General features: G+C 56.4%; 8 protein-coding genes and 2 pseudogenes. 1 reads left to right on the top strand and 9 read right to left on the bottom strand.

Annotated elements, in window-relative coordinates:
- Position 1 precedes the first annotated feature (1 nt).
- Together ACR0FB_RS03795 and ACR0FB_RS03790 are read right to left on the bottom strand one after the other, a co-directional pair.
- Positions 2–2,215 (bottom strand): TRAP transporter permease, encoded by a 2,214-nt coding sequence (locus ACR0FB_RS03795; RefSeq protein WP_480620105.1) that lies wholly within the window; start codon positions 2,213–2,215, stop codon positions 2–4.
- A gap of 80 nt (positions 2,216–2,295) precedes the next feature.
- Positions 2,296–3,303 carry a TAXI family TRAP transporter solute-binding subunit gene (locus ACR0FB_RS03790; RefSeq protein WP_171635979.1) on the bottom strand — a complete coding sequence of 336 codons (1,008 nt, stop codon included), beginning with the start codon at positions 3,301–3,303 and terminating at the stop codon, positions 2,296–2,298.
- 144 nt (positions 3,304–3,447) lie between these two features.
- Between ACR0FB_RS03790 and ACR0FB_RS03785 the strand changes: the two genes are divergently transcribed.
- A complete protein-coding gene (locus ACR0FB_RS03785; RefSeq protein ID WP_253283270.1) occupies positions 3,448–4,377 on the top strand; it encodes a LysR family transcriptional regulator in 930 nt (309 codons plus the stop codon).
- A gap of 44 nt (positions 4,378–4,421) precedes the next feature.
- Here the strand turns inward: ACR0FB_RS03785 and ACR0FB_RS03780 are convergent, their stop codons facing one another.
- The 7 genes and pseudogenes from ACR0FB_RS03780 to ACR0FB_RS03750 form a co-directional block, all read right to left on the bottom strand.
- Positions 4,422–6,635, bottom strand: a complete 2,214-nt coding sequence (locus tag ACR0FB_RS03780) for a hybrid sensor histidine kinase/response regulator (protein WP_209833994.1) — start codon at positions 6,633–6,635, stop codon at positions 4,422–4,424.
- 3 nt (positions 6,636–6,638) lie between these two features.
- Positions 6,639–7,808, bottom strand: a complete 1,170-nt coding sequence (locus ACR0FB_RS03775; protein WP_171723722.1) for an FIST N-terminal domain-containing protein — start codon at positions 7,806–7,808, stop codon at positions 6,639–6,641.
- 46 nt (positions 7,809–7,854) lie between these two features.
- Positions 7,855–8,538 carry a response regulator gene (locus ACR0FB_RS03770; protein WP_480620103.1) on the bottom strand — a complete coding sequence of 228 codons (684 nt, stop codon included), beginning with the start codon at positions 8,536–8,538 and terminating at the stop codon, positions 7,855–7,857.
- Positions 8,539–8,680: 142 nt separating this feature from the next.
- Positions 8,681–10,436, bottom strand: a pseudogene (locus tag ACR0FB_RS03765) (PQQ-dependent methanol/ethanol family dehydrogenase).
- A gap of 423 nt (positions 10,437–10,859) precedes the next feature.
- A pseudogene (locus tag ACR0FB_RS03760) lies at positions 10,860–11,450 on the bottom strand (YVTN family beta-propeller repeat protein); the annotation flags it as partial.
- Positions 11,447–11,617 carry a hypothetical protein gene (locus tag ACR0FB_RS03755; RefSeq protein WP_480620101.1) on the bottom strand — a complete coding sequence of 57 codons (171 nt, stop codon included), beginning with the start codon at positions 11,615–11,617 and terminating at the stop codon, positions 11,447–11,449. The pseudogene ACR0FB_RS03760 and the gene ACR0FB_RS03755, both read right to left, overlap by 4 nt.
- A gap of 25 nt (positions 11,618–11,642) precedes the next feature.
- Complete coding sequence (locus tag ACR0FB_RS03750) at positions 11,643–12,185, bottom strand: type 1 periplasmic-binding domain-containing protein (RefSeq protein WP_480620099.1); 543 nt, start codon at positions 12,183–12,185, stop codon at positions 11,643–11,645.
- Positions 12,186–12,193 lie beyond the last annotated feature (8 nt).

The raw sequence follows: 12,193 nt of genomic DNA, 5'->3' as shown, positions 1-12,193 counted from the left end.
GTCAGACCGTTGCTTGAATTCGGCTGCGGGCGATCACCTGTGTGATGATGACAGGAGACGCCACCGCCAATGCGATCAGGTCAGCCGTCAGCGTGGGCGCCACGAAGATAACCCCGGCAATGGCCATCAGGATGCGCGACACGAGGTTGAGTGGCTGCAACCAATACCCCACGACCGCTGCCGAAAGGGCGATGACACCGGCGATACAGCTGGCGGCGGTATAGGTGAATTCCCAAAGATCGAACCCGGTGGAAGACACGAACAGCAAAACCGGCGCATAGACGAACGCCATTGGCGCGATGACCTTGCCCAGTCCCAGCGTAAAGGCGGACAGCCCGGTGCGGAACGGGTTGGAATTCGCAATCGCTGCCGCCGCATAGGCCGACGTACAGACCGGAGGTGTGATCTCGGAGACCACGCCATAATACAACACGAACAGATGGCTGGCGATGGGTGGAACCCCCAACTGCGCCAGCGCAGGCTGCGCCACCGAGACGAGCATGATGTACAGCGCCGTGGTCGGGATGCCGGCACCCATCAGAATGCAGACGATGGCAATAAAGACCAGCGAGATAAACAATTGCAGGTCTTCCATCGCAAACAGTTGGAAACTGCCGAACGAGATCATGTTGTAAAGATCGGATGCCAGATTGCCCGCGCCCTGCGTGACCATGAAGCCGATGCGAAAGCCGATGCCGGTAGTGTTGATGACACCCACCACGATACCAACAGCGGCGGCAGCGGCCCCCACGGCCAGCGAGTACTTTACCCCAAGTTCGACCGCGGCCAACATCTCGGGCACTTCTATCCGTTTCTGCGGGTTGAGCGTGGCAATCACCGACAATCCGCACAGAATCGCTGTCATGGACAGGTCAAACCCACCGTCGGAGAACTTCCAAAGCACGAACGCAAGAAACGCCGCCGCGTAGATCAGTGTTGGCGGTTGCTTGATCCGCGACATGCCCGCGATAACCGCCAGCGAAATACCGCAGAAGGCCGACATGAACGGCGTGTAGCCGGTAAACAGGACGACCAACAAACCGATCAACGGAACGATATTGGCCCAACCCTCGGCCCAGACGGCCTTGAGCTGTGGCAATTGCTCTTTCGCCAGACCTTGCAGGTTCAGCTTACGCGCCATCAGGTGCACCACGGCAAAGACGCCGACATAGTGCAGTATCGCCGGAAAGATCGCTGCGATCACGATGGTGGTATAGGGCACCTCGAGGAACTCGGCCATGATGAAGGCCGCAGCGCCCATGATGGGCGGAGTGATCTGACCACCGGCCGAAGACGCGGCCTCGACCCCGCCTGCAAAGTGACCGGGGTATCCAAGGCGCTTCATGTTGGGAATTGTCAGCGCGCCGGTCGAAACGGTGTTGGCCACCGAAGAGCCCGAGATCGTGCCGAAGAAGGCCGAGGATACCACCGACACTTTGGCCGGACCGCCCGTATAGCGACCCGCCAAAATGGTTGCGTTATCAATGAACAATTGTCCAAGCCCCGTTCGCTGAGCGATCACGCCGAACAGGACAAAGTGGAACACGATGGTCGAAACAACCCAAAGCGTCACGCCATAGATTCCTTCCTGCGGGAAGTACATCGACGACACGAAGGTTTTGAAGTTCACGCCCGGATGTTGCAGCAACCCGGGAAAATAGGGACCCATCAGCGCGTATGAGATGAATACGCAGATGATCAACGGCAATACCCAACCCAGCGTGCGGCGCGCAATGTCCAGTACCAGAAGGATGATGATGACGCCGAGGATCACATCATAGCTGTTTGGGTTGCCCATGCGGAAGGTTTGTTCCTCGATCCCCAGGAACGGGATGCCGCGCCAGGCGAAACCAACGTAAAGCGCGGCGACGATGCCAAGCGCCATGAACACCAGATCATAAAGAGGGACGTTGCCGATGCGGAAGCGACTGACTTTGAGAGCATAGAGACTTTTGGTCCCGACAATCGGGATCGTGGCGTAGACCAGAATGAACAGCAGAGCCAGATAGATGCCCATATGCCAGTGGTCGGCCGGCAAGCCGAACCCAGCCGTGAAGAATTCGTAGAATGCAAAGATCAGGGCGACGACACGCAACACCTTGCCTGCCGTGGGCGTGACCTGCCGGACAGCGGCGCCTTCGTCGAACTGTTCTTCGATGGCCGCCAGCTCCTCGGCCGTCAGTTCGTGGTCATCAAGTTTCTGGGTCTCGGACATGATGGCCCCCCGATTTCGCAAAATTCCAGAGTGCGGTGCCCCAAGAAGGGGCACCGACGACAGGTTTCAGTCAGGTGTGGTTATTGAAGAAGACCGGCTTCTTTATAGAACTTCTCAGCACCCGGATGCAGCGGAACACCCAGCGCCTCGACGCCGTCGAGGGCAGTATCAGGCGTGATCTGCTTGCCCTTTGCGTGGCCGTTGTCCAGCAGCTTGCGCGTGTTGTCGTTCCACAGGGCCTTGGTCAGCTGATAGACCAGATCTTCGGACAGATCCGATGACACAACCAGCATTGCGCTGACCGCAGGGGTCTTGGTTTCGGAATCGATGCCTTCATATACACCGCCCGGGATAGCGGACGGGATATAGGCAGGAATGATCTCGTTGATCTTTGCCAGATCTTCATCGCTGAAGGAATGCAGGTTCATGCCCTTGGTCGATGACAGCTGCACCATTGCGGCAACCGGCCAGCCTGCTGCGTAGAAATAGGCGTCAAGCTGACCGTCGGCCAAACGCTCGGCGCTCTGACTGTTGTTCAGCTCGGCCTCGTCCATATTGTCGCGATTGACGCCCCAGGCGTCCAGCATCTGCAAAACGGCCACCTGCGTGCCGGAACCAGCCTGGGCAATACCAACGCGCTTGCCTTTGAGATCACTCAGATCGTTGATCGTCTGACCGGCTGGCAGCACCAGGTGCAGGTCTTCCGGGAACAGGTTTGCGACGATGCGCAGTTTCGGGTGGGGTTTGCCTTCAAACTTGCCCTCACCCAGATACATCGAACGGGTTACATCTGCCGCGGCCAGGCCGGCCTCAAGCTCGCCGTTTTGCACGGCGGCATTGTTGAAGACTGACGCAGTTGTCGACTGTGCAATCGCGATCAACCCGGGCACGCCGCATTGGCCGCCCTCTTCGCAGGGGCGTGAGCCTGGAGGGGCCGAAATTCCGTTGGCGATGGTCCCGCCGATCGGGAAATAAGTGCCGCCTGCACCGCCGGTGCCGATGCGAAAAAAGGTTGGGTCCTGTGCAAACGCCGGTGCAGCCAATGCACCCGCCAAAGCCAAACCCGTCAGGCATTTCATCAATTTCATCGTAAGCTCCCAGTTGTGGATCATTGGATTCGGTTTGTTCGAATTCTGATCCGTTCAGCCTATGGAGTTTTAGCATAAATACAAATTTGTTATATTTAACAAAATGAAAGTTTAGCTTATGTTTTAGATATGAACCTTGCTCAATTGACAGTTTTTCGTGAGGTGATGGAAACCGGGTCCATCTCTCAAACCGCGAAGAAGCTGAACAGGACACAACCCGCGATCAGCCTGGCAATCAAGAACCTGGAAAGGAGTCTGGGACTGACCTTGTTCGAACGAAAAGGCCGGCGTCTGATCCCAGTGCCAGAGGCGCATTACCTGTTGGCAGAAACCACCGGAATACTGGACAGATTATCTACGGTTTCCAGTACGATGCACGGTCTTCTTAAAGGAAATTCAGGCAGCCTGAACATTGCCGCCATGCCGGGACCGTCCATTTTTGCCTTCCCGAATTTCATAAGCCGTTCAGTTGGCGGGAATCCGGACATCCGGGTTACGCTGTCCACCCGCAGTTCGCCACAGATAATGGAACTTGCAGGCACTCAGAACATTGATTTCGGGTTTGCTGATTTCGAACACCCGGTCGGAAAGAAGCCACAATTTACGGCAGAGATCATCAGCGGAGACTGCTTTTGCGCAATGGATCGGGACAATCCGTTGGCGCAAGAAAAGGCTGTGACGATTTCGGATCTCGATGATGTGCCAATGGGTGGACTGTATGACACCCACCCTTTTCAGAAAAAAGTGCAGCGCGCTTTTCAGATGGTTGCCGCCACTTACAAACCTAGTGTGACGTGCCAGTATTTTCTTCCGCTCATTCCGTTTGTTGGATCGGGGCAGTGCTGCTCGATTGTCGATCCGTTGACTGTTGCGACGGAACGGAAGCTGAATATCTCGCATGGCCGTGTGGTATTCCTGCCTTTCAAGGACCCCCTCAGATACGAATACGCCATCCTGTCGCCGGATCACCGCCCCCCTTCGCAATTGGCGCTGAAAATAAAAGCGGGATGGAAGGCGGAAGTTGTGTCGATGCTGGATCAGACCAACGCCAACCCGCGGACGGAAGACTTCTGAAAGACACCCGGCCGAACTTGGAAATGTGCGACAACCGGAAAAACTCAGATGACGCGCGCGACCGAGGCCTCCAGCGTCGATTTTAGCAGTTGCGGATCTATCGGTTTGTAAAACAGCGGCAGCTTTGCTTGTTTGCACTGCTGAACAAGCTCTTGTGATCGATTGGCTGAGATAATACAGCCGGGCAAATGCCCGAATTCATCCGTCAGGGCGCGCATGGCGTCCGTGCCTGTTTTTCCGTTGTTCAATTGATAGTCGGCGACAACAAAGTCTGGCAGGATGCCTATTTCGCGCAGAAGGCCAATCGCTTCGCTTTCGCTTTCGCATTCCAGAACCTCGACGCCCCAGGATTCGATGGTCATGGTCAACGCGCCGCGCAGGTTTTCATCGTTTTCGATCAACAGGGCGACGGTGTTGCCCAGCACATTCAAGTTTGGTTTTTGTACCACTGAAGAGCAGAGAGAAACCTCTGGTTTCACCCGGGCCAAAGGTATTTCGACCGAAAACCCCGTGCCCTTTCCAACTTCGGAAAACAGGTGGATGGGGTGTTGTAGCAACCCGCAGGCCCGCTCGACAATCGCAAGACCCAACCCCATTCCTTCGGCGGCGCTGGCATCTGAATGCAAACGCTGAAATTCCTGAAACACGATATCTCTTTGATCTGATGCTATGCCAATGCCCGTATCCCAGACTTCCAAAGCAATTGCGTTCTTGCGATGCCTGACACCAACAAGAACTTTGCCGGTCTCGGTGTACCGGATCGCGTTTGACAGCAGATTCTGCAATATACGCCGAAGGTAACTGGCATCGCTTGTGACCAGAGCCTTTGTGTCAACAAAACGCAAACTCAAACCCTTGGCCTGGGCGACGGGCTTGAATGCGTCTTCCATCTGCAAGAAAAGCTCGCCCACCGACACTGTGGACAGATGCGCCTTGGCCCGCCCGGAATCCAGCTTTGAGATGTCCAGCAGGGCTTCGAGAATGTGTTCGACACTGTTCAGGGCGCTTTCTGCTTTTGCTGCAACGGTCCGGGCGGTGTCAGTGTCCAAACCGCTGCCCAGTGACGCAACATAGAGCTTTGCAGCAGACAGAGGCTGCAACAGGTCATGGCTGGCGGCGGCCACAAAACGCGATTTTGACGCGTTCGCCCGTTCAGCCTCGTTCAGCGCATCCGCAAGCTCCATTGTGCGTGACGCCACACGTTGTTCCAAAAGTTCCTTGGCTTCATACAAGGCCTGCGCAGACCTCCGTTCCGCAGTTACATCGGTAAAGGAAATCACAAAGCCCCGGTCTGGCATTTCCTGCGCAAAGACCGACAGGATTTTCGATCGCCCCTGATGCATCTGGAACTGAAGAGGGCGGCGGTAGGTTGGTCGGCTGACCCAATCCAGCAGATCCGCCTCGGTTATGCCTTTCTGAAAGCTGATGTTGTCGCCCAGGCGATTGGACAGGGTTTCAAACCGCATGCCCATCTGAAACTGAGTGATCGGTATGGCCAAAAGCTCGCTTGCGCGGGTGTTCCACCCGATCATGCGGTGCTTGTTGTCAAAGATACAGACGCCCTGATCGATATGTTCAAGCGTGGCGCGGATCAGCCGCGCCTTGTCGTCAAGAATGCGATCCCTTTCTTGCCGTTCGATCCGCATGATATCTGTCACGTCGGTTTGCAGGATCACGGTGCCCCCGTCTGGCGTGCGGTGTTCTGACACTTGCGTCCACCGATTGCCCGAAAGACGAACATTGAACACCACGTGGTCATCTGCGTGACGATCCAGACGGCTTTTGGCCCAGTCCTCTGGGCTCATTGTCTCTGGCAAGGACAGGAACCTGGATCGGCTGACCAGTTCCACGTAGTCGGCAAAACACAAGCCGGGGTTCAGCTGTTCCTGAATATCGGGCATATGCATCCCGAACCTGCTGTTGCACAGCACCAGTTCTTCGTCACGATTGAACAGGGCAAAGCCTTCCTGCACCGTTTCGATCGCATTTGCCAAATCTGCGCGCGCTGCTTCGGTTTCCTTGTTGGCCTGCGCCAACCTGGCGTTGGAGTCATTCAGAAGTTCAAGCGCGCGCTCAAGGTCATCCGTTCGGGCGCGAACCTCTTGTTCAAGCACCGCCGCCCGTTGGAACTGAGCATAAGCCGCGCCAGAGGCATTGGTGGATTCTTCGACCCGCCGCATCAGGGCTTCGGCAATTTTCCTGAGTTTTTCGTTCTGACGTTCAAGGGAGTCCGAGGGGTCTGTGAGATGCTCGATCATACCTTACTCTTTCTCGGGCGGGTATATCGCCACGCCGGTCAGGGTCTGGTTCACATGGATCGAATTGAATTGCTCTCCATAGGTCGAGAAACCGACCACGTGATGGCGAGACAGGATGTCCGAGATCGCGTGCGTCTTCTGCTTTTGCTGGGCCTCCAGCCGGCGAAGGATGCAGTCACAACCCAAAATGGTGTCGGGTTGCTGCTTCTCGGTCAACAGGCTGATTTCTTCCTGTAGATGTTCAACCATGTCCCGAGGTTCTGCCAGCGTCAGGACCAAGCCTTCGTCAATCGCCGAAAAAAAGACGAGATCGCCATTTCCCGCTACCTGCTGGATCGCGCGGACATGGTGTTGCCCGCCTATTTGCACAACGACTGGATGGGCCGCGAATGTGAATGTGGTGAGCTGTTCCGGGTCTTTGCCGAGAATACGGGCGTATTCGCGGGCAGCGGGTTCGGCATTGATTTCCTGAACGATGCGTTTTGCCGGGTCTGCCTTGGTCACGACCATGCGATAGGCGGTGGGCAGAAGGTGATCGGTCTTGAACACCTTGATCGGACACCGCGTGCGAACCTGCGTGAGTACGGCTGCGTTGCTTCTTGCCTGCCCCTGATACAGAACATAAGTGCGCCCGAATTTGGTTCCATCCCCGGCCGAACCGCCGAACAATGGCACCGGCCCCAGCCCCACAGCCAATTCCGACGTCAGTTCATCTTCTTTTGTCGACAACCCGTCAATCATCAGGAACGTGAATTCATGGCTCCAGTCGGGTGCGTTCGCCATCATCGTATTTCTGTTGTGGATCATCTCTTTGATGATGCTGTCGGACTCGAATTCGTTCAGATCCGGAACAAGAACCGTGCGTATGTCGAAATGGGATTGCGGCAGGCCGATCGCGACGATCTGATCTTCGCAATACCCACTATCCGCCAGCTCTCCGGCGGTGGTGCAACCAACAATCGGGGTCGGCGCAAAGGCGCGCTCGGCATCCGCGATCACCACGGATGCATCGGCGTTCGGGCTGACAAAAAGAATGACAAGCGCAAGTGGGTCATCACCCAACTGGCGTCTGAGGGTCTCGATCGACTGCCCGGTGTCGTGGCGTGCAAAAGCCGTTTTGACGATGCCTGGCGTGCGGGCCCGGGCTGTTGCCCACCCGACTGCTTGGTCCATCGTGCCTCCTCCCTAAAAGCGCGACGATGACGTGAGAGTATGACGCTTAGCCTTGGTCTTGCAAGACACTGGCAAAGGACGCTTTCTTGACGATCAGAACCGCCTGCGTACGACTTTGAACACCCAGTTTTCGCATTATTGCTGTCACGTGCGCTTTGACCGTCGTTTCCGAAATCGACAAGTCATAGGCGATTTGCTTGTTCAGTTTGCCTTCGCAGATCAGTTGCAGGATGCGCGCCTGTTGATTTGTCAGTGTCGCCAGTCGTTTGACCGCTTCGTCGTGTTCGTCCTCTTCCTCTGTGTCAATCAAAACACAGCCCTCTGGCACGAAAACGTCACCGGCGTGCACTGTCTCGAATGCAGTGCGGAACACGTCGCGCTGACTGTGCTTGGGGACATAGCCTGATGCGCCGGCCTGTATCACCTGGCTGACAACGCGGTTGTCCGTCAGCGACGACACTACGATCACCGGTGCGTTTGCGGCAGCCTTCAAGCGGATCAAACCTTCCAGGCCGTCCACATCCGGCAAATTGAGATCCAGCATGACCGCATCGGGTTTCAGCCCACTTGCCAGCAGATCCAAGGCGTCCTCCAGCCGGTCTGCCGTATGGATTTTCCGGATCTGAGCCACACTTTGCAAGGTCATCGACAAGGCGTCGCAAAACAATGGATGGTCATCAACGATCAGCACGTTTTCGAAATTATTGCGCGCGGCGGATTCAGCAAGCATCTGGTATAGCCTTTTGCATTCAAATGGTCTCCAGCCTAACCAATCCTAGCGATGAATGAAAACCACGCATACTGGCGGAAGGTCGTATAGTAACGCGCACCCCGGATCAGAGGTACGCATCAGGGTTTTGCTGGATCCCGTGTCAGTTCGCCGATGCCAGTTCCTTTGGCGGGCGGAAGGTCCACAAGGTACCACCCTGGTTCAGATAGTTGACCTTCTTGGCCACCTCACCCCCCCAGAGCGGTGCAGTGCCGCCCCAGCTGGAAATGATCGCGACATATTGTTCACCATCCTGTTCCCAGGTCACACGCTGCCCGAGCCGGTCTGGAACGACCACAGCTTCTCGCTGGTCTCGTCGTCCAGCGCGATAAACTCACCTTCAGGCGCGCCAAAGAACACCAGGCCACCGGCTGTTGCCATCACGCCTGACCACAGCAGCGCGTTGTTCTTGTATCCCCATTCCCATTCGCCGGCATCCGGATCGATGGCCTTGAGAGACCCAATGTGATCTTCGTAGTTGGGTTTGATCGTAAAGCCTGCGCCCAGATAGGCGGCACCCTTCTTGTACGAGTTCGGTTGGTTCCAGATATCCATGCCCCATTCGTTCGACCGTACATAAAAATTGCCGGTACGTTGCGAAAAGGACATCGGCATCCATTTCTTGCCGCCAAGGAAAGAAGGCGATGCAAAGATCACTTCACCCTTCTTGTCATCAGCCGCTGACGACGGATCCCCGGGGCGGTTTTCTTCGACAAAGACCGGTCGGCCGGTCTCATCCACGCCGGACGCCCATGTTATGTCTTTGACAAACGGATTGGCCGATACAAAGGCACCGTCTTCGCGGTTCAGAAAATAGAAATACCCGTTGCGATCGGCGGTTGCGTAACGCTTGTTTCCTTCACGGTCGGTATAGGCAACAACCTCGTTTACACCGTCATAGTCCCAACCTTCGCGCAGCGTGGTCTGGAAATGCCATTTGATTTCGCCGGGTTTCGGATCGATTCCGATGCGGCTGGCCGCGTAAAGGTTGTCTCCGGCGTTACCTTCCGTCGGCGTGCCCGCATTGCGCAGCCACGAGTTCCACGGCGCCGGTTTTCCGACCCCGAAAACAAGCGTATCCGTGTCCGCGTCATAGGAACAACCCAGCCAGGTTGCGCCACCGCCGGTCTTCCACATGTCGCCGGGTCACGTCGCATTCAACTCGCCCGTCATGGTGCTTTCTTCATCGTTCAGCGTCTCCATATGGCCTTTTATGACCGGGCGTTCCATACCGGATCACCGGTGTTCACGTCCCGTGCCTGCACAGCGCCAACGATGCCAAACTCACCACCGGAATTTCCGGTGATCACCAGCCCGTCAACGATCAGCGGAGCTGCGTTGTAAGAATACGCCGCCTTGTAGTCCGCGATTTTATCACGCCGCACGACGTCGCCGGTGTCTTTGTTCAGGGCCACAATCCGGGCATCAAGGGTGCCGAAAATCACCTTGTCGCCGTAGATGGCGGCACGCCGGTTCACCACGTCACAGCAAGGCAGAATGCCTTCGGGCAGGCGCGCCTCGTATTGCCAGACCTCTTTGCCGGTTTCCAGATCAATTGCATAAAGGCGCGAATACGATCCAGTGATATACATCATGCCGCCATAGATCAGCGGCTGGGTATCCTGCCCGCGCTGTTTTTCGCCACCAAGGCTGAACGCCCAGGCCGGCAACAGGTTCTTGACGTTGTCTTTGTTCAGCATGTCCAACGGGCTGTAGCGCTGCAAATGGCGCCCCATGCCGTCTGTTACGACTTGGGTCGCAATTGACTGGTCGTTGGCCAGATCGTCCTCGGTAACTTCTGCATGGGCCGTGCCCACTGCAATCACGCTTGCAACTGCCGCCATTGTGAACCGGTTCATCGGTGTCCTCCCTAGACTTGTGTCTTCCCTCCGCACCGAATCGCCGACAGGTCAGAGCTGTTGGCACGGCAACTATTCGCAGGCGGGTCTGTCGGCGAAATTGCACAATGGTCGTGGGGGCAATTCGCGCATTTTATCCGGGCTCCACACTCATGGTTTCGGCGGCACCAGCGGTGACTTATCGGACCACTTTCGGGCATCTGTCGCAACGGTTTGCGACGCGGCGCCGATCCTTCTCCCGGACGAACATGATCTTGATACGGTTGCGCCATTTGGCCCTGCACGTGTCGTTCGGAACGGGTCTGTCCCGCGACGTCCCGCCCAGAATGCAGGGATATGTTTCCTTGACCTTTCAGGCCGCCCAAAAATCTACCGACCACCATTGCCGCTGAAATTCAGGAGCTTGATTCAGTTTCCGGCGTCGATTTCAGAGCTGACCCAAGGTTCGGTTCCGCCCTTGACGAATTCCGCGTGGCGCGGGCGCGAGTCCACCAGGGCGTTGGCGAACAACTCCTGTGTTTCAGTATCGATCCAATGAGCCATATTGATGGTCTCGGACGTGGTGACAGCGATCGTGCCGTCTGGTGGAACCGCCATCCCTTCCGGCTCGATACCCACGTCTATCTGGGCAATTACGGTCCGCGATACCGTGTCGACGACAGTTGTTATCGCGTCATCTTCGTTGGCGATGTACAGATGCCGATCATTCGGGTGCAAAACGAACTGTTTGGGGTCTTCGCCCGACGGCAGATCATAAAGGACTTCTCCGGTTTCAGGATCCATGACCTGCACCGAGTCATTATCTGACGCGCAGATGTAGAGAACCGAGTAGTCCTTGGAAAATGTGATCCCGCGTGGTCATTCTCCGGTTTTAAGGGTGCGGATCACTTCAAACGTTTCGATATTGATCACGCTGAGCGTGTCGTCTTTTTCATTGCTGATCCAAATCTCGTCCGAAACCGCCGGAGTGCAAAATGCAGCAGCGGCCAAAAAGACGGAAAACTTTACCTTCAGTCCTCGCTAAAGGCCGTGCACAGGCATTCGGCCTGGTCAATTCCCAGAGTGTCCAGTTCAGTCCTGTGGTGCAGGAAACCCGCGAGCGGTGCGAGGGCCACAACCGCTCGATCCGTCATCAGCGGGATGGGTTGGCGCAACTGACCGTTCCAGGCGCGGAAACTCATCGCCCGGCCCTTGAAGCCTGCCAGTTCAAAATTTTTTCAACAGAATGTAGTCCCGCAGAACCGCGGGATCGCCAGATTGCGTTCGGGCCACGGCCTCGCCCAAGGACCGAAACGCAGCCCATGCCGCATAGTCGATTGGCCTCATCGACCGGCCTGCTTGATCGGCGAACCGGCTCTGCAACTGAACCGCGCCCCATTGCTCGACCACAGGCGACCACGTGACCGGTCGCAACCCTTCCGAACCTGCGACCGGCCTGGGTTCCCATGTGTTGAACGGTATATATCTTGCGAAGTCGCCCAGCTCATCCGCGACCAACGTGACATCGTAGTCCACGAAATCCTTTGTGAAAACAGGAACTTCCTGCGCCGCATTGTGCCTCATGTCAGCATCGAAACGCCAGGTCTTTTCCGCCCGAATTTCCAGTCCGAATTTGGTCAGGGACAGTTTCATTGCGTCAGCAAAGGCCATGTCCGACTGGTGTTCTCCGGCGACCAGAACCAGATCGTCCCAGCGCCTTTTGACCAGAAATTGTGCCAGAGCGTCCGTGCGCATCGCATCGGACGGCATGGTGTGCA

The sequence above is a fragment of the Ruegeria sp. P10 genome, from assembly GCF_056534925.1.
The sequence above is the reverse complement of the archived record's forward strand: the minus strand, read 5'-3'. Positions and strand labels throughout refer to the sequence as shown.

Excerpts from the sequence above, each read along its gene's own strand:
- ACR0FB_RS03775 (WP_171723722.1), bottom strand. The coding sequence starts at position 7,808 with ATGGACCAAGCAGTCGGGTGGGCAACAGCCCGGGCCCGCACGCCAGGC.
- ACR0FB_RS03750 (WP_480620099.1), bottom strand. The coding sequence starts at position 12,185 with ATGCCGTCCGATGCGATGCGCACGGACGCTCTGGCACAATTTCTGGTC.
- ACR0FB_RS03770 (WP_480620103.1), bottom strand. The coding sequence starts at position 8,538 with ATGCTTGCTGAATCCGCCGCGCGCAATAATTTCGAAAACGTGCTGATC.
- ACR0FB_RS03780 (WP_209833994.1), bottom strand. The coding sequence starts at position 6,635 with ATGATCGAGCATCTCACAGACCCCTCGGACTCCCTTGAACGTCAGAAC.
- ACR0FB_RS03755 (WP_480620101.1), bottom strand. The coding sequence starts at position 11,617 with ATGAGTTTCCGCGCCTGGAACGGTCAGTTGCGCCAACCCATCCCGCTG.
- ACR0FB_RS03795 (WP_480620105.1), bottom strand. The coding sequence starts at position 2,215 with ATGTCCGAGACCCAGAAACTTGATGACCACGAACTGACGGCCGAGGAG.
- ACR0FB_RS03790 (WP_171635979.1), bottom strand. The coding sequence starts at position 3,303 with ATGAAATTGATGAAATGCCTGACGGGTTTGGCTTTGGCGGGTGCATTG.